This is a genomic window from Prauserella rugosa, from assembly GCF_000719975.1.
Lineage (GTDB): Bacteria > Actinomycetota > Actinomycetes > Mycobacteriales > Pseudonocardiaceae > Prauserella > Prauserella rugosa.
Map to the genome: position 1 here is coordinate 89,974 of NZ_JOIJ01000016.1, position 17,488 is coordinate 107,461.

General features: G+C 67.9%; 13 protein-coding genes. 7 read left to right on the top strand and 6 right to left on the bottom strand.

The window, feature by feature from the left end; translation table 11 throughout:
- Window positions 1–4: 4 nt before the first annotated feature.
- The 4 genes from pyrE to clpB all read right to left on the bottom strand — a co-directional run bounded on the left by pyrE (window position 5) and on the right by clpB (window position 4,806).
- Complete coding sequence (gene pyrE, locus IF64_RS0119870) at window positions 5–574, bottom strand: orotate phosphoribosyltransferase (RefSeq protein ID WP_030533662.1); 570 nt, start codon at window positions 572–574, stop codon at window positions 5–7.
- Between the two features lie 26 nt (window positions 575–600).
- The gene (locus IF64_RS0119875) at window positions 601–1,365 is read right to left on the bottom strand and encodes an SDR family NAD(P)-dependent oxidoreductase (RefSeq protein WP_030533663.1); all 765 of its coding nucleotides are present in this window, start codon (window positions 1,363–1,365) and stop codon (window positions 601–603) included.
- A complete protein-coding gene (locus IF64_RS0119880) occupies window positions 1,365–2,135 on the bottom strand; it encodes a type III secretion system chaperone family protein (protein WP_030533664.1) in 771 nt (256 codons plus the stop codon). Before IF64_RS0119880 ends, IF64_RS0119875 begins: the two co-directional genes overlap by 1 nt.
- Before the next feature lie 61 nt (window positions 2,136–2,196).
- Window positions 2,197–4,806 carry an ATP-dependent chaperone ClpB gene (clpB, locus tag IF64_RS0119885; RefSeq protein WP_030533665.1) on the bottom strand — a complete coding sequence of 870 codons (2,610 nt, stop codon included), beginning with the start codon at window positions 4,804–4,806 and terminating at the stop codon, window positions 2,197–2,199.
- A gap of 215 nt (window positions 4,807–5,021) precedes the next feature.
- Between clpB and IF64_RS0119890 the strand changes: the two genes are divergently transcribed.
- The 4 genes from IF64_RS0119890 to IF64_RS0119905 all read left to right on the top strand — a co-directional run bounded on the left by IF64_RS0119890 (window position 5,022) and on the right by IF64_RS0119905 (window position 12,041).
- On the top strand, window positions 5,022–6,623 hold the full coding sequence (locus IF64_RS0119890) for an alanine/glycine:cation symporter family protein (protein ID WP_030533666.1): 1,602 nt from the start codon (window positions 5,022–5,024) through the stop codon (window positions 6,621–6,623).
- Between the two features lie 357 nt (window positions 6,624–6,980).
- Window positions 6,981–8,579, top strand: a complete 1,599-nt coding sequence (locus IF64_RS0119895; RefSeq protein WP_030533667.1) for an alanine/glycine:cation symporter family protein — start codon at window positions 6,981–6,983, stop codon at window positions 8,577–8,579.
- 491 nt (window positions 8,580–9,070) lie between these two features.
- The gene (locus IF64_RS0119900; RefSeq protein ID WP_030533668.1) at window positions 9,071–10,246 is read left to right on the top strand and encodes a globin domain-containing protein; all 1,176 of its coding nucleotides are present in this window, start codon (window positions 9,071–9,073) and stop codon (window positions 10,244–10,246) included.
- A 604-nt stretch (window positions 10,247–10,850) separates the two neighbouring features.
- Window positions 10,851–12,041, top strand: coding sequence for an acyl-CoA dehydrogenase family protein (locus tag IF64_RS0119905; protein WP_051758013.1), 1,191 nt, complete (start codon window positions 10,851–10,853; stop codon window positions 12,039–12,041).
- A gap of 13 nt (window positions 12,042–12,054) precedes the next feature.
- Here IF64_RS0119905 and IF64_RS0119910 read toward each other — a convergent pair whose 3' ends face one another.
- Window positions 12,055–12,753, bottom strand: coding sequence for a hypothetical protein (locus tag IF64_RS0119910; protein ID WP_246134804.1), 699 nt, complete (start codon window positions 12,751–12,753; stop codon window positions 12,055–12,057).
- Entirely contained in the window at window positions 12,750–14,258 is a 1,509-nt protein-coding gene (locus tag IF64_RS0119915; protein WP_030533671.1) for an alpha/beta hydrolase, read from the bottom strand. Before IF64_RS0119915 ends, IF64_RS0119910 begins: the two co-directional genes overlap by 4 nt.
- A 159-nt stretch (window positions 14,259–14,417) precedes the next feature.
- On the opposite strand from IF64_RS0119915, the gene IF64_RS0119920 reads away from it, so the two are divergent.
- The 3 genes from IF64_RS0119920 to IF64_RS0119930 all read left to right on the top strand — a co-directional run bounded on the left by IF64_RS0119920 (window position 14,418) and on the right by IF64_RS0119930 (window position 17,397).
- On the top strand, window positions 14,418–15,596 hold the full coding sequence (locus IF64_RS0119920) for a sensor histidine kinase (RefSeq protein ID WP_030533672.1): 1,179 nt from the start codon (window positions 14,418–14,420) through the stop codon (window positions 15,594–15,596).
- On the top strand, window positions 15,597–16,274 hold the full coding sequence (locus tag IF64_RS0119925) for a response regulator transcription factor (protein WP_030533673.1): 678 nt from the start codon (window positions 15,597–15,599) through the stop codon (window positions 16,272–16,274).
- Window positions 16,275–16,404: 130 nt separating this feature from the next.
- A complete protein-coding gene (locus tag IF64_RS0119930; protein WP_030533674.1) occupies window positions 16,405–17,397 on the top strand; it encodes an IS481 family transposase in 993 nt (330 codons plus the stop codon).
- Window positions 17,398–17,488 lie beyond the last annotated feature (91 nt).

Here is a 17,488-nt window from a genome sequence, read left to right on the forward strand (position 1 = left end):
ATCGTCAGCTCGACGTCAGGCCCAGGTCGTCGAGGTCGAGGAGGTAGCGGTACTCCAGCCCGGCGGCTTCGATGGCCTCGCGTGCGCCCGTGGCACGGTCGACGACCGTGGCCACGCCGACGACCGTCGCGCCCGCCTCGTTCAACGCCTCGACCGCGGTGAGCACACTGCCGCCGGTCGTGGACGTGTCCTCGACGGCGAGGACGCGCTGACCGGCGACCTCCATGCCCTCGATCCGGCGTTGCATGCCGTGTTCCTTGAGGTTCTTCCGCACCACGAAGGCGTCGAGCACCATGCCGTCCGAGGCCGCGGAGTGCAGCATCGACGTCGCCACCGGGTCGGCCCCGAGGGTCAGCCCGCCGACGGAGACGTAGCTCCAGTCCGCCGTGAGCTGCCTGAGCAGGGTGCCGATGAGTGGGGCCGCCGCGTGGTGCAGCGTCGCCCGGCGCAGGTCGATGTAGTAGTCGGCCTCGGCGCCCGATGCGAGCGTCACCTTGCCGTGCACGACGCACAGCTCGGTGACGAGTCTGGCCAGTTCGCTCTTCGCCGCTTGATCCAACGAGGGTGTCGCCACGGTTCGCAGTCTGGCACGTGGCCCGATCAGGTCCGGTCGCGCCCCGCGAACAACCCGCCGAGCCTGCGGATCAGCCCGCGTGGCAACAGCTTTCCGACGGCGACGGCGAACTTGTACTGCTTGCCCGGCACCGACACGGCCTTCCCGCGGCGCAGGTCCGACAGCGCCTCCCTGACCACGACGTCGGCGTCCAGCCAGATCCCCTTCGGACCCGACTTCTCCAGACCCGCCCGGTCGTGGAACTCGGTGTGCGTGAATCCGGGGCACAGCGCCATGACGCGCACGCCGGACCCGTGCAGGGCGGAGGCGAGTCCGTCCGAGAAGGACGTCACCCACGCCTTGCTGGCGGTGTAGGTCGATCCGCGGCCGGAGAAGAACCCGGCCACGCTCGAGACGTTGATGATCTCGCCCGTGCCCGCCTCGCGCATGGCGGGCACGGCGGCGCGCGTCAGCTGGAGGACCGCGGTCACGTTCACGTCCAGCTGGTGTTGCAGGTCCTCCGGTGAGGCGGTCCAGAACTCGCCGGACAGGCCGAGGCCCGCGTTGTTGACCAACAGCTCGACCCCGGAGGCGACCCGCTGCTCGACGAGGGCACGCCCCTCGGCGGTGCCCAGGTCGGCGGGCAGCACGTCGACGGTGACGCCGTAGCTCTCGGCGAGCGCGTCGGCGCGCGTGCGCAGGCGCGTCTCGTCCCTGGCGACCAGCACCAGGTCGTAGTGCCGGCCCGCCAGTTCGCGTGCGAACGCGGCGCCGATGCCCGACGTGGCTCCGGTGATCAGCGCGGTCGCCATCAGCGGTTGGCGCCTTCCTCGGTGCTGCCCTGTTCAGAAGCAGGCGACGCCGGTGTGGACTGCGACGGCTGTGCGGACTGGGACGGCACCGGGCCCGCCGCGGACTGCGGCGGCACGTACCGCTCCTCCATGGCCTCGGCCGACGGGTCGATGATGTCGGCGATCTCGCCGAGGTCGCGCAGCAGACGTTCCAGGCGCGAGGGACCGACGTTGGGCGCGACGCTGGCCAGCACCCACTCCTCCTCGATCCACGCGACGCCCACGTCGCCGCCCAGCGCGTCGGCGGCCTCGACGAGTTCCTGTGTGACGAGCGCGCGGCCCGCGTTCACCTCGTCGGCGAACGCGTAGCGCTGCCCGACCGGGCCGAGCAGCTCCGGCATCTCGGCACGCTGGAACGGCACGGAGGCCAGCCACAGCTCGAGCAGCACGGGCTGCACCCGGTTGCAGCGCACAGCGACCACCACCGACGGGATGACGCCGTCGGCGACGATGTCGAACACGAACACCGGACGACGGCCGTCGGAGGTGAACGTCGACCCGGCGACCACGTTGACCGCGGCCTCCGCGCCGAAGTAGCCGATGGCGCCGCCGGACCATTCTCGCGGCAGCTCCTCGTCCTCCTCGACGTACTGCCAGCCGCGCAGCTCGGCCCAGCGCGCTCGCTCCCGGTTCCGGGAGCTCTCTCGCGCGCGATCGGTCATCAGCAGTGCGAGGCCCGCCACCGCGGCGACGGCCGCGACGACGAACCAGATCCACGCCGGAATACCCACGCGAGCAGGGTATCCCGCCCGGCCCGCTACGTAGAGGAGGCAGGCCGGGCGGATCGCGTGATTACGAACCGCGAGTGACCACGAGCGTGTCGGAGGCCCCTGCGGCGTCGAATCCCGGCACGTCGACGTGCACCGTGTCGCCGTCGCGGATCTCGCCCGCGAGCAGCTGTTTGGCCAGCTGGTCGCCGATGGCCGACTGGACCAGCCTGCGCAGCGGCCGCGCACCGTAGACCGGGTCGTACCCGTTGATCGCCAGCCATTCGCGCGCCGCGGGCGAGACGTCGAGGGACAGCCTGCGCTGGGCGAGCCGCCTGCCGAGGCGCTGGACCTGGATGTCGACGATCTCGCCGAGCTGCTCGGTGCCGAGGGCGTGGAACACCACGATGTCGTCGAGGCGGTTCAGGAACTCCGGTTTGAAGTGCGCCTGCACCACCGACATGACCGCATCGCGCCGCTGCGTCTCCTCCAGCGCACCGTCGGCGATCGCCTGCGAGCCGAGGTTCGAGGTTAGCACCAGGATCGTGTTGCGGAAGTCGACGGTGCGGCCCTGGCCGTCGGTCAGCCTGCCGTCGTCGAGGACCTGCAACAGCACGTCGAACACGTCCGGGTGCGCCTTCTCGACCTCGTCGAGCAGCACCACCGAGTACGGCCGCCTGCGGACGGTCTCGGTCAGCTGCCCGCCCTGGTCGTACCCGACGTAGCCCGGGGGAGCGCCGACGAGCCTGGCGACGCTGTGCTTCTCCGAGTACTCGCTCATGTCGATGCGCAACATGGCGCGCTCGTCGTCGAACAGGAACTCGGCCAGCGCCTTGGCCAGCTCCGTCTTGCCGACACCGGTGGGCCCGAGGAACAGGAACGAACCGGTGGGCCGGTCCGGATCGGCCACGCCCGCGCGCGCCCTGCGCACCGCGTCGGAGACGACCTTGACCGCGTCGGACTGTCCGACGACCCGGCCGGTGAGCTCGTCCTCCATCCGCAGCAGCTTGCCGGTCTCGCCCTCGAGCAACCTGCCAGCCGGGATGCCGGTCCATGCGCTGACGACGTCGGCGACGTCGTCAGCCCCGACCTCTTCCTTGAGCATGACCTCGGCGTCGGCCGCCGCGGAGTTCTCCGCGGCCTGCTCCAGCTCCTTCTCGAGCGCGGGGATGCGGCCGTACCGCAGCTCGGCGGCCCTGCCGAGGTCGGCGTCGCGTTCGGCGCGGTCGGCCTCGCCGCGAAGCTGCTCGAGCTGTTCCTTCAGCTCGCGGACCCGTTCGATCGAGCCCTTCTCGTTCTGCCACCGGGCGGTGAGGGCGCCCAGTGCCTCGCGCTTCTCGGCCAGTTCGGACCGCAAGGTCGCCAGCCGGTCCTTCGAGGCGGCGTCGTCCTCCTTGGACAGTGCCATCTCCTCGATCTCCAGCCTGCGCACGGCACGCTCGACCTCGTCGATCTCGACGGGCCGCGAGTCGATCTCCATGCGCAGCCGCGAGGCGGCCTCGTCCACCAGGTCGATGGCCTTGTCCGGCAGGAACCGCGCGGTGATGTACCGATCGGACAGTGTCGCGGCCGCGACGAGGGCGCCGTCGGTGATGCGCACACCGTGGTGCACCTCGTAACGCTCCTTGAGTCCACGCAGGATGCCGATGGCGTCCTCGACCGACGGTTCGCCGACGAGCACCTGCTGGAAACGACGTTCCAGCGCGGCGTCGGCCTCGATGTACTTGCGGTACTCCTCGAGCGTCGTGGCACCGACCATGCGCAGTTCACCGCGGGCGAGCATCGGCTTGATCATGTTGCCCGCGTCCATGCTGCCGCCCTCACCGGACGCGCCGGCGCCGACGATGGTGTGCAGCTCGTCGATGAACGTCACGACCTGCCCCTCGGAGTCCTTGATCTCCTTGAGTACGGCCTTGAGTCGCTCCTCGAACTCACCGCGGTACTTCGACCCGGCGACCATCGAACCGAGGTCGAGGGAGACGACGCGCTTACCGCGCAGCGATTCGGGCACGTCACCGGCGACGATGCGCTGCGCGAGACCCTCGACGATCGCGGTCTTGCCGACGCCCGGCTCACCGATCAGCACCGGGTTGTTCTTCGTACGCCGCGACAGCACCTGCACCACGCGGCGGATCTCGGTGTCCCTGCCGATGACCGGGTCGAGATCGCCCGCCCTGGCCCGCTCGGTCAGGTCGACGCCGTACTTCTCGAGCGCCTGGTAGGTGCCCTCGGGGTCGGGGTTGGTGACCCGCGCCGAACCACGCACCTGGGTGAACGCCTCGCGCAGGGCGTCGGGGGTCGCTCCGTGACGGGTCAGCAGCTGCGACACCGGACCGCCCTCCGCGGCCAGGCCCACCAGCACGTGCTCGGTGGAGACGTACTCGTCGCCGAGCTCGGTGGCCAGCTTCTGGGCGTGCGTCAGCGACTTGACGGCGTGCCCGTCGAAGTTCGGGGACGACACGGTGGAACCCGTCGCCGCGGGGAGCTTCGCGACCACGGACTCGAGCTCGGCGTGCACCGCGTCGGGATCGGCACCGACCGCCGTGAGCAGCGGTCCGGCGATCCCGTCGGACTGCGCCAGGAGCGCGCCGAGCAGGTGGCCGGGCGAGATCTCCGGGTTGCCCGCCATCGTCGCGGCCTGCGCCGCCGACGAGATCGCCTGCTGGGTCTTCGTGGTCGGGTTGAAAGCGTCCATCCCCTCACCTCTGTGTCGCCTGTGTCGTCGACAGCCTTCCAGTCACGCTGCCGTCACGTGGTTCAACGTCAGAAAACTTGAGTCTGTTCCGCTCAACCTGAAACTGGACTAGACGGCCTATGCCACGAATCGACACCCGGTGTTGTAACAACTCGGCGTAACAAACCGGCCGAAAGGCTTGTTTGAGCCAGCCCGTCCGGGTCAATGTGTAGTCCATGCCTGTACCGAGCGCAGTGTTAACGAGCCCGCCGCCGTCGTCGGGAAACACCCACGTCCTCGCGGCTGACAGCGGAGTCCTGGCCTCCATCGAGAACTGGGTGAACGAGGTGTTCACCCCCATCTCCGATGGCTTCTCGGCCTTCGTGTTCGCCGAGATCACCGTCTTCGGGATCAGCTTCCCGTGGATCGTGGCGTGGCTGATCCTGGCCGCGGCGATCTTCACCGGGTACTTCGGCTTCATCCAGTTCCGCCGGTTCAAGCTCGCCACGCAGATCGTGCGCGGCAAGTACACCGACAAGAGCGAGCCCGGCGAGATCAACCACTTCCAGGCCCTCTCCTCGGCACTATCCGGCACCGTCGGACTCGGCAACATCGCCGGCGTCGGTGTCGCCGTGACGATCGGTGGTGCCGGTGCGACGTTCTGGATGATCTGCGCCGGCCTGCTGGGCATGTGTACGAAGTTCGTCGAGTGCACCCTCGGCGTGAAGTACCGCGAGGAACATGCCGACGGCACCGTCTCCGGCGGCCCGATGCACTACCTGCGCAAGGGGCTTGCCGAACGCTTCCCCAACGCGTTCGGGGTCGGCCTCGGCAAGGTGCTCGCTGTTCTGACCGCCATCGGCATCCTGTTCTTCGGCATCGCCGGCGGCAGCATGTTCCAGGCCAACCAGACATTCTCCCAGGTCAAGAGCGTGACCGGTGGCGAGGACGGGCTGTTCGGCAGCGACGGTTCCGCGCTGATCTTCGGCATCGTCCTGGCCGCGCTCGTCGGGCTTGTGATCATCGGCGGCATCAAGTCGGTCGGCGCCGTGACCAGCCGGCTCGTACCTGCCATGGCGGTCATCTACGTCACCGCCTGCCTGCTGGTCATCGTCGTCAACATCGGCCACGTGCCGGATGCGGTCATGCAGATTTTCGAGGGCGCGTTCACCGGTGAAGGCGTTGTCGGCGGTGCGATCGGTGCGCTCATCGTCGGTTTCCAGCGCTCGGCGTTCTCCAACGAAGCGGGTCTCGGCTCCGCCCCGATCGCCCACTCCGCGGTGAAGACCAAGAACCCCGCCACCGAGGGCCTTGTGGCCCTGCTCGAGCCGTTCATCGACACGGTCGTCATCTGCACCATGACGGCGCTGACGATCGTCATCGCCAGCCCGCAGATGTGGCTCGACACCAAGGCGACTGTGTTCGCCGGCGGCGAGGCACCGGACAACGAGCAGGGCGTGACGATCACGTCCGAGGCGTTCGCCACCGTGCTCCCGTGGTTCCCGTACGTCCTGACGGTCGCGGTGGCACTGTTCGCCATCTCGACGATGATCACGTGGGGCTACTACGGACAGAAGGCGTGGACGTTCCTGTTCGGACGTTCGAAGATCGGCGTGCGCATCTACCAGGTGCTGTTCTGCCTGACGGGTGTCGCGGGCTGTGTGCTGACGCTCGGCAGCGTGCTGTCGTTCGCCGACGCCGTGGTCTTCTCTCTGGCCCTGTTCAACATCATCGGTCTGTACCTGCTCGTGCCGGTGGTGAAGAAGGAGGTCCGCGGCTTCCTCGGCAAGATCAAATCCGGCGAGATCCAGAGAACCGACAAGAAGACGAAGGCGTAGTCCGCGCGCCTGCTACCCGCAAAGGCCCCGAGGCCGGCTTCGGCCGGACCTCGGGGCTTTCTCCTTCGGTACAACGCCCGGCGTGGCAGCGACGCGGCGAGGTCAGACCCGGAGAGTTCGGACTCACCCATCGGGACGTATCCGGCACAGTACGTGATCACCCAGACTGCTCAAACGAGCAGAATCGCCCCATTCGATGAGCACCGGACCTTTCTCGCGGAACTGCCCCATTTGCCGCTCTGACCTGGGCCAAGTGACCCACGAACACCGACGACAGTCGTTGCTTGCGATAACAGGCCGTAACAAAAATGGCGATTCACTTGCTCTACACCATTCGTTCAGGTCCACTACCTGACCATGTATCTGCACAGCACAGTCGGGGCGGCCGGATCGCCGCCCGACTCCACCCAGCTTCTGGCGCAGGCTGACGACGGGGGAATCTTCGCCGGCGTCGAGAGGTGGATCGAGGGGACGTTCACCCCGTTCTCGGAGTCCGTGTCCGGCTTCGTCTTCGGCGAGGTCACCATCGGTTCCATCTCGTTCCCCTGGATCGTCGCCTGGCTGATCCTCGGCGCGATCGTCTTCACGCTCTACTTCGGTTTCATCCAGTTCCGCAAACTGAAGCTCGCCACCGACATCGTGCGTGGCAAGTACACCGACAAGAGCGAACCCGGCGAGATCAACCACTTCCAGGCCCTCGCCTCGGCACTATCCGGCACCGTCGGACTCGGCAACATCGCGGGCGTCGGTGCCGCAGTCACCATCGGTGGTGCCGGTGCGACGTTCTGGATGATCTGCGCCGGCTTCCTCGCCATGGCCACGAAGTTCGTGGAATGCACCCTCGGCGTGAAATACCGCGAGGAACACGCGGACGGCACGGTCTCCGGCGGCCCGATGTACTACCTGAGCAAGGGTGTCGCCGACCGCTTCAAGAACGGATTCGGCGTCGGACTCGGCAAGGTCCTCGCCGTCCTGACCGCCATCGGCATCCTGTTCTTCGGGATCGTCGGCGGCAACATGTTCCAGTCGAACCAGGCGTTCGCGCAGATCAAGACCGTCACCGGCGGCGAGGACGGCCTGCTCGGCAGCGACGGCGCCGCCCTGGTGTTCGGCATCGTCCTGGCGATCGTCATCGGTGTGGTCATCATCGGCGGCATCAAGTCGATCGCCAAGGTCACCGAGAAGCTGGTGCCGGCGATGGCGGTCATCTACATCGCGGCCTGCCTCGTGGTCATCCTCGCCAACGTCGTCCACGTGCCGGACGCGTTCATGCAGATCATCGAGGGCGCGTTCACCGGCGAGGGCATCGCCGGTGGTGTGATCGGCGCCCTGATCGTCGGTATCCAGCGCTCGGCGTTCTCCAACGAGGCCGGTGTCGGTTCGGCGCCGATCGCCCACTCCGCGGTGAAGACCAAGAACCCCGCCACCGAGGGTTTCGTGGCTCTGCTCGAGCCGTTCATCGACACGGTGATCATCTGCACCATGACGGCGCTGACGATCGTCATCGCCAGCCCGGCAAGTTGGACGGAGGGCATCTTCGCCGTCAACCAGCTCGGCGAGGACGCTCCGGACGGCGTCACCGTCACCTCCGACGCATTCGCGACGGTGCTGCCCTGGTTCCCATATCTGCTGACGGTGGCGGTGGTGCTGTTCGCACTGTCGACCCTGATCACGTGGGGCTACTACGGCGAGAAGGCCTGGGGCTATCTGTTCGGCAAGAGCACGCCGTCGCTGCGCATCTACCAGGTGATCTTCTGCGTGATGTCGGCCGCGGGCGCGGTGCTCACGCTCCAGTCGGTCATCGACTTCGCCGACGCCGTGCTGTTCACGCTGGCGCTGTTCAACATCACCGGCCTGTATCTGCTGCTGCCGGTGGTCAAGCGCGAGGTGAACAACTTCCTCGGCAAGATCGACAGCGGCGAGATCCAGCGGAAGGACAAGAAGGCGGGCGTCTGACCCCGTCCCACCCCGTCCGACCCCGCGGTACGCGGCTTCGGCGGCCCGGCATCCAACTTTGGGTGCCGGGCCGTCGTCGTTTTCAGCCCATGTCCAACCCCTTCGAGTGGTCACAAGGACTACACAACGTGATTAACGGTACGTCGCCGCCTGATCACGTATTGTCTGTGTCCGGAGTGACATCGGCCGCAAAACGGACGGTCCGACCACCCGTCCGGAGCAACAACAGGACGAGCTGAGGCGTTCGCCCTACCGTGCAGCTGCACATGAATCTAGGGTTGGGCCGTGCGTACGCACCGAAAGGTGGATTGGACAGTGTGCTTGCAAGTGAGCTCCGCGCCGCGGCCCCGGCGCCGCGCTGACCGTGGTTCGACCCCCGCCGGCGTTTCCGCGCAGACCGCCGGGTCACCCACGCGCGCCTAGCTCCGAAAGGCCCTGACGATCACAGTGCGTATCAACCACGAGTCCTTCGGCGAGTACGGCGGCAGGACATGACAGCCGAGCCGATCAACCCCATCCCGAAGGTCGCCGACAACCGCGAGACGCCGGAAGCGGTCACGACCATGGTGCGCCACGTCCGCGAGACGTGGCAGGAGGTCGAGCCCTACACGCCCGAGGTGGCGCAGTTCTTCTACGGAATGCTGTTCACCCTCGCCCCCGAGGCGCGCGACTTCTTCCCGATCCACATGGACGTGCGCAGCGGCAAGCTCGTGCGGGCGATCGTAAACATCCTGCAGTCGGTCGACCGGCCCGACGACGTCGCTCCCTACCTGGTGCAGCTCGGCCGCGACCACCGCAAGTTCGGGGTGCAGCCGCACCACTACGAGGCGATCGGCACGGCGCTGCTGGCCGCCGTGAAACGACAGCTGCAGGAGGCGTGGACGCCTGAGGTCGAGCGCGCGTGGGCCGAGGCGTTCACGATCGTCGCCCGGTCCATGCAGGATGCGGCCGAGGCCGACGAGTACCCGCCTTCGTGGACCGGCACGGTCGCCGAGCACCGCAGGTTGAGCTGGGACCTCGCGCTCGTGCGCATCGAACCGGACCGGCACATCCCGTTCCGTCCCGGCCAGTACCTGAGCGTCGAGGTGCCACAACGTCCGCGTCTGTGGCGCTACCTGTCCCCGGCGAACGCGCCGCGCACGGACGGCTCCCTCGAGTTCCACGTGCGCGCGATCGACGGCGGCTGGGTCTCCCGCGGCATCGTCGGGCACACCCAGCCCGGCGACGTGTGGCGGTTCGGCGCCCCGATGGGCAGGCTCCACGTCGACCGCGACGCGGGCCGCGACGTGGTGATGATCGCCGGCGGCACGGGTGTCGCCCCGCTGCAGTCGATCCTCGACGACCTCGGCCGGTTCGGGAAGAACCCGAACGTGACGATCTTCTACGGCGGTCAGAAGCGCGAGGACCTCTACGCGCTCGAATCGTTGCGCTCGCTCGCTTCGGTCAACCCGTGGCTGACCGTGCGGCCCGTCGTCGAGCAGGACGAGGGACTGTCCGGATTCGAGGTCGGCACGCTCCCCGACGCGGTCACCGCCCACGGCGCCTGGCACGACCACGACGTGCTCGTGTCGGGCTCGCCCGCGATGATCCGGGCGACAGTCAGCCGCATGCTCGTCGCGGGCACGGCCCTCGACCAGATCCGCTACGACCCCTTCACGATCGAATAGCCGCGGGTTTCCCGCCCAGGCCACGAGATCCGCCCAACATCACGCGATCCGCACCGCAAGATCCGCCCAGCCGCACCGACCCGTGCGCGATGCGCACCGACGCCCGCGGGGTTCACACCGACGCTTGTTGGGTTCGCGGCGACGCCCACGGGGTTCGCACCCGGCATCGCCGCACGATGCACGCCGACGCCCGCGGGGTTCACACCCACCACCGCGCAATCCACACCGGCGCCCGCGAGGTTCGCCTCCCGCCCCTACGACGTTTGCATCCGGCCGTCCTCGCGTGGGTTCCCCTCGCCCGCGCGGATGAGAACACGGCATTAATAACGCCGGAAAACAATTTATCCGCACGTCGCGTAAAACGACCACCGTCGAAGAAGTTCCCACATTTTGGGTTCTGGATTCTTTTTCTTGACCCTCGTTCTTCGCCGTGCCTACCGTGAGTCCCACGGGCCGCGCCGATGCGCGGTCCGTCCATACCACCGCTGCAACCAGCGGAAACGGGTCAACGACGACCCTCGCGTGCAGCACCCTGTGCCCTGACACGGTTCTCGCCGTTTTCAGGGTTTCAGCATTTCCAGTGTTCTTATCGGGAGGGAAAACCATGTCCGAAGCGACCGTGGAAAAGACGTCGGAATCGCGCCTTCGCCGCACCGTGACCGACAACCGGCTCGATGCCGGCGCGAAGCACACCCGTGGGCGCACCGGCGCGGGACACGAGATCCTGACCGATGACGTGCTGCACACCCTGCACGCCAGGGCGGCGGGCGACGAGCCCGACGACCGCCTTCTCGCCGAGGACATCGACGACCTCGCCGCATCCGGATTCCTCACTGCGGCCGTACCGGTTGAACTCGGCGGACTCGGGGCGACCGTCGACGAGGTGAACCGTGAGCAGCGCAGGCTGGCGTACTGGTCACCCGCGACCGCGCGCGCCGCCGCCGGACATCTGTCCTGGATCGGCGCAGCGGCGGACCTGCACCGCGCAGGCGATCACCGGCTCACGTGGCTGCTCGACGAAGCGGTGGCCGGGCGGGTCGTCGCCACCGTCCACGGGGCGACCAGCGACGCCTCCCGGCCCGACAAGGCGAGCAAAGCCGTTCCGGTGGACGGTGGATATCTGTTCTCCGGCACCGTGAACGTCACCGCACACGCACCGGGCTGGCACTGGCTCGGCCTGCACGCCACGAACGACACCGATCCGCAGGGGCCAACCGTCGTGCACGCCTTCGTCGACCGCACCGCGCCAGGCGTGCACGCGCGCAACGGCGGCGTGCATCTGAAGAACGTGTTCGTACCCAAGGACAAGGTGATCGAGACCGTCGCTCTTGGACACCGGCCGGGCGCGACCGCCCGCATCCTGCCGTGGTTGCTGACCCTGCGGGCCAACATCTCGCTCGGGATCGGAGAACGCGCCCTCGACACTGCAGCCGACAGTGCTCGCCGCAACAGCGCCGCACGCCTCGACGTGCACGCCGTGCCACGCACCTCCTCCGTGCAGCATCGATCCGCGGAAGCTCGGCTGCTGCTGGAGAACACGACGGCCCAGCTCGACAACCTGACGGGTGCGCTCGCGCACGGATACGTTCCGGGCGAGCTGCTTGCCACGGTGTCCGCAGCGGAACACAACGCCGAACAGACGGCACAACAGGTCGTCGACCTCTCACTGGACATCGCCGACCCGAGCTCGGTCCACACGAGAAGCGAACTCCACCGGCTTCGTGGCGACGTCCGCGCCGACACCGTCGGGGCGCCGAATTCCCCGGCACACCACGACGTCGCCGCGGTCTCGTGACCGAAGCCCCGGCTCAGCCGACGCTGCCGTCGAGCAACCGGCTGTAACGCAGACGCGTTGCCCGCTCGACACTGGCCGCCGCCGCGATGGCGGTGAGTGCGACGTTCAGCCACGCCGGAAGGTGCACCGGCGCGCCGAACACTCCGATGTGCTCGGCGACGAACGGTACCTTTGTCAGCTGTGCGGCGATCTGACTGAGCACGACGAACAGGGAGCAGACGAGCACCACCACCGACAGGGCACCGACGACCCGGCTCGCCGTCGGATGCGCGATGTCGAACCGCATCCGACGGCCCTCTGCCGTCGCCGGGTCGGGTGAGAGTTGATACTCGCCGCCTTCGCCGTCCCCGCCGTACTCGCCACCTTCGCCGTGCTCGGTTCCCGGCACGAAGTGACAGCGCTTGAGTCCGAAGGCGCTCACCTGAACGTCGATGATCCCACCGGGTACCGGAAACCGAGCGGGAAGCTCCGCTTCGGCATGGTGCAGACCGTCCAGATACAGATCGGCCTTGACCCGGCCGGAATCCTGCTGTTTCCCGTGCCGGACGTCGACGGTGTACACCACCTGCCGACCGTCCACGTTCAGGTACAGGTGCAACATCGCCCGGCTGAGGAACTGCCACCAACGGAACCGTTTCAACGGGCGCCCGTCGCCCGGCTGGACACGGCGTACCGCACGGTCCTGCCGCCATCGCCGGAACTTGCCCATCATCGCGACTGTTCCCGTGTTTCCGCCGCACAGGCCAGATCATGGGCGGGTCGCTGCCCGGTGGTCAGGAACTCCGTCACCGCATCGACGGCACATGTGTTCGCACTGAAGGGATACACGCCGTGCCCGCCCTGGTCGGCCGTCACCATGGTCGCCCGGTTCCCGAATGCCGAACGCAGTTTCAGCGCACCGGCCAACGGCGTACCGGGATCACGCTCGTTCTGCACCATGAGCACGTTCGACGGACCGCGATCACCGATCTGCACCGGCGCTTCCGGTCGTTCGTCGGGCCAGAAGGCGCACGGGCCGATGTTGGCCGTCGACCCGCCCAACATCGGATACAGCGTGCGGTCGACGGCAACGGCCCGCTGGTAGTCCCGCACCTTGTCCGGCCAACGGGAGTCGCCGCAGGTGACCACCAGCCGCGCGGCCTGGAGGTTTTCCATGTCCGACGACGGCGGCGCCGGGAACTCCGGCAGCGGCGATCCCGTGTCGACGGCCTGCCACACCTCGGCCAAATGCGAGAACTGCGCGTCGGCGTAGGTGTAGGTGAAGGTCATCCCGCGCAACGCCAGCCCGTCGATTCCGTGCACCGGTTTCTCGTCCAGTCGATCCACGAGCTCGTAGAACTTCGCCGTCACCGCCGCCTCGGTCGTGCCAAGGCCGTACTCCGGGCGGGCTGCGGCGAACTCGGCAAAATCGGGGAAGCGGTCCTGCAAGCCGCGCGCGAATCCACGCATCGCGGTCACGTCGTACCCACCGGGTCCGAGGTTGCTGTCGAGCACGATTCGGTCGCTGCGCTGCGGAAACATCGTCGTGTAGACGGCACCGAGATAGGTGCCGTACGACGCTCCGAGGTAGGAGACGTCCGACTCACCAAGGGCCTCACGGATCCGGTCCATGTCCCGTGCGGTGTTGGCCGTCGTGATGTGCTGATGCAGTCCGGCCGTCGGCGACGAGGCGCACTGCTCGGCGATCGTCCGTGCGTACCGCGCTGCCTTCGGCACATCGGCACGGCTCTCGGCATAGGCAGGGAACGCGCCGCGAGTCAGTTGCGCTTCTGTCAGCTCACACGTCACGGGCGTGCTCTCACCGACACCGCGCGGGTCGAACCCGATCACGTCGTAGGACTCGAGTACCTGCGGTGGCAGTCCGGCCGCCAATTGCGCCGGGTACTCGAGGCCCGGGCCTCCCGGGCCACCGGGGTTCGTCAGCAGCACACCCCGGCGTTTCGACGGATCCGCGCTCGGCAACCGGGAGACCGCGATGTCGATCTGCGTGCCGTCCGGTTGGCGATAGTCCAATGGGACGCGCAGAGTGGAGCATTCCAGTTTCGGAGCGTCCATGTCGCCGGGGCACGGTCCCCACGCCAGCCGATCCACGGCCGTGTGCCCGTCAGAACTCGGTGTGGTCGCCGCCGCGGGCATCACCGTCGTCAGCCCGCTGACGACGACCGTGGCCACACCGGCGATCACGGCGCCGGTCAACGATGATGCTGTTCTGCGCATGATGCTCCGACCTGTCGCCTGCCTTGTCCGGACCGATTCTTCGGAATCGGCACCACGAGCACATCGGACCGGCGGCCAGAAGGATCCCCGACCGAGGTCTACCTCCGCCTTCGACCCAGGGCGGGTGCGGACGGCCCTCTGCTCGGCGATACTGACCGCGTGACCACCGACGCTGCGCCACCGCTCTCGCCGGCCCAGCAGTCGTGGCGCCTGCTCGCCGCGAGCGCGATCGGCCTCTTCCTGTGGTTCACCAACGGGGTCGTCGCGAGCAGAGCGGGGTACGTTCCGGACTGGTTCGTCGTCGGAGATCCGCTGGTGGGCGCAGGCTGTCTGGCCGTGGTGCTGTGGCGCAGGCGGTTCCCCGTCGCGGTCACCCTGGCGACGGCGGCCGGGACTGCGGCCTCCGTCGTCGCAGCCGGGCCGGCGATGCTGGCGTTGTGCTCGCTCGCCACCCGGCGCCGCCCCCTCGAGATCGCCGGGATGATGGTGGCCATGGTGGGACTGTCCCAGATATACGTCGAGCACGGCCTGGGCGCGCCCGTCGACGGGCCGCTGTGGGTCGAGCTCGGCACCGGGACACTCACCACGGGCATCGTGGCCGCCGTCGGCGCGGCCATCGGCGCCCGCCGGGTCGAGGTCCAGTCCCTGCGGCAACGGGCCGAGATCGCCGAACGCGAGCAGCACGCCCGCGCGGGTCACGCCCGCGTCCAGGAACGCAACCGGATCGCGCGCGAGATGCACGACGTCCTCGCACACCGGATCTCGCTGGTGTCGATGCAGGCCGGAGTTCTCGACCACCGCCGGGATTTACCCGACGAGGAACGTCATGTCCTGGTCCGCAGTATCGCCGAGAGCTCCCACCAGGCATTGGACGAACTCCGGCAGGTTCTCGGCGTGCTCCGTGCCGAATCGGAGACCCGCGAACCGCCGCAACCCTCGTTCGAGGATGTGCCGAATCTGGTCGACGAAGCACGGTCGGCCGGGCTCGACGTCGAGATCGAGGCCCCCGTGTCGTCCGCTCCCTCGAAGACCGTCGGGCGAACCTGTTACCGAATCGTCCAAGAAGGACTGACCAACGCCACCAAGCACGCGCCGGGCGCGGCGGTACGCGTCAGGATCGAACCCATCGACGATCAGCAGTTGCGCATCTGCATCCACAACACGTCGGCCACCGGCCCGGCGCCGGCACCGCCGAGCTCGGGATTCGGCCTACTCGGCCTCGCCGAGCGGGTGAACCTCGCAGGCGGCACACTCGATCACCGTCCGACCTCCGACGGCGGCTACGTCCTCACCGCATGTTTACCGTGGACGTGCCCCGAAAGCGACGAAGGTTCCTGAGTGGATACTCGATCCGATCCGGTACGCGTGCTGATCGTCGACGACGACCAGCTGGTGCGCATGGCGCTACGGCTGGTTCTCGACGGGGAAGCCGACCTGACTGTCGTCGGGGAGGCCGCCGACGGAGACGCCGCCGTCGACGCGATCGCACAGCACCGGCCCGACGTCGTGCTCATGGACATCCGCATGCCGGGCCGGGACGGTATCAGTACGACCAGCGAGGTGCTCCGGAACGCCGACCCGCCGCGCATCCTCATGCTGACGACATTCGACTCCGACGACATGGTTCTGGGCGCGCTGCGCGCCGGCGCACTCGGATTCGTCCTCAAGGACACGCCACCCGCGCAGATCATCGACGCCGTACGCACGGTCGCCGCAGGCGATCCCACGCTGTCACCCGCGGCAACGGCGCGGGTGATCGCCGCCGCGACCGCGTCGACACCGTCCGACGCGCGCCGGTCCGCGCGTGAGGCCGCACTGGCGAAACTGGCCGCGTTGACCGAACGCGAGCTGGACACCGCGCGTGCCATTGCGGAAGGCCTGGCGAACTCGGAGATCGCCGAACGACTGCACATCAGCGTCGCCACGGTGAAGGCGCACACCGGCAGCCTGCTCGCAAAGCTGGCCGTCGACAACCGGGTGCAGATCGCACTCGTGGTACGTGACGCCGACGACTAGGTGTGACGACTAGGTGTACTGCCTGGGGAGGTTGTGAACGGGACACGAGGTCGGATGATCTTGGAATGAGTGAGGACCTCCGGGTTCGGTGTGGATCACCACAATCTGCACCGGTTACCAGGAGGTCCTCGTGTGTCACCGTAACGCCCCGCTGACCGAGACCGGCAGGCTGCGCCGTGCCCGGTGCGTCGTGGAGGACCGGTGGCCGTTGCGGCGGGCGGCCGAGCGTTTCCAGGTCTCGGTGGGCTGCGCGAAGCGGTGGGCGGATCGCTACCGGTGTCACGGCGAAGCAGGCATGGTCGATCGCTCCAGTCGACCGCATCACAGCCCACGCCGGGTCCCCACCCGCACCGAACGGCGGATCATCAAAGTACGGGTGCTGCGCCGGTGGGGACCGGCCCGCATCGCCGGGCTACTCGGACTCAACCCCTCGACCGTCCATCAGGTGCTGGTGCGCTACCGGATCAACCGGTTGGCGCACATGGACCGGGCCACCGGGCGCGTGATCCGCCGTTACGAATACAACGAGCCAGGTGGCCTGGTGCACGTGGACATCAAGAAGCTGGGCAACATCCCCGACGGAGGTGGCCACAAGATTCACGGGCGCGCCACGGGCAGTCGGCACAGCACCCGCAGCCAGCCGATCGCCAACAACAGCACCAGCTCGCGGGCGAAGCTGGGGTATGCCTACCTGCACACGGCCCTGGATGATCACAGCAGGTTGGCCTACACCGAGATCCTGCCCGGCGAAACGAAAACCATCGCCACAGCATTCTGGAAACGAGCACAAGCATGGTTCGCCGCAGCGGGCATCGAGATCCAGCGAGTCCTGACCGACAACGGTGCCTGCTACCGCTCCCGTCCCTGGAAAGAAGCGCTGAACAAGGCCGGTATCAGCCACAAGCGGACCCGCCCCTACCGGCCCCAAACCAACGGCAAAGTCGAGCGTTTCCACCGCACCCTGCTCGATGAATGGGCCTACGCCCAGCCCTACAGCAGCGAGACACAACGGCGCGCCGCCTTGCCCAGCTGGCTACACGACTACAACCATCACCGCCACCACACCAGCATCGGCGGCCCACCCGCCAGCCGCGTATCCAACCTCTCAGGTCAATACAACTAGGGAGTGTCTCCTTATTGCCGAAGCCAGAGGGTGATCGCGCGGAGGACGATGCCTCCTCGGTAGACGGCGGCGAGCTTGTCGTAGCGGGTGG

Coding starts and splice junctions, on each gene's coding strand:
- IF64_RS0119890 (WP_030533666.1), top strand. CDS start 5,022: ATGCCTGTACCGAGCGCAGTGTTAACGAGCCCGCCGCCGTCGTCGGGA.
- IF64_RS0119915 (WP_030533671.1), bottom strand. CDS start 14,258: ATGCGCAGAACAGCATCATCGTTGACCGGCGCCGTGATCGCCGGTGTG.
- IF64_RS0119905 (WP_051758013.1), top strand. CDS start 10,851: ATGTCCGAAGCGACCGTGGAAAAGACGTCGGAATCGCGCCTTCGCCGC.
- IF64_RS0119895 (WP_030533667.1), top strand. CDS start 6,981: ATGTATCTGCACAGCACAGTCGGGGCGGCCGGATCGCCGCCCGACTCC.
- clpB (WP_030533665.1), bottom strand. CDS start 4,806: ATGGACGCTTTCAACCCGACCACGAAGACCCAGCAGGCGATCTCGTCG.
- IF64_RS0119910 (WP_246134804.1), bottom strand. CDS start 12,753: ATGATGGGCAAGTTCCGGCGATGGCGGCAGGACCGTGCGGTACGCCGT.
- IF64_RS0119875 (WP_030533663.1), bottom strand. CDS start 1,365: ATGGCGACCGCGCTGATCACCGGAGCCACGTCGGGCATCGGCGCCGCG.
- IF64_RS0119900 (WP_030533668.1), top strand. CDS start 9,071: ATGACAGCCGAGCCGATCAACCCCATCCCGAAGGTCGCCGACAACCGC.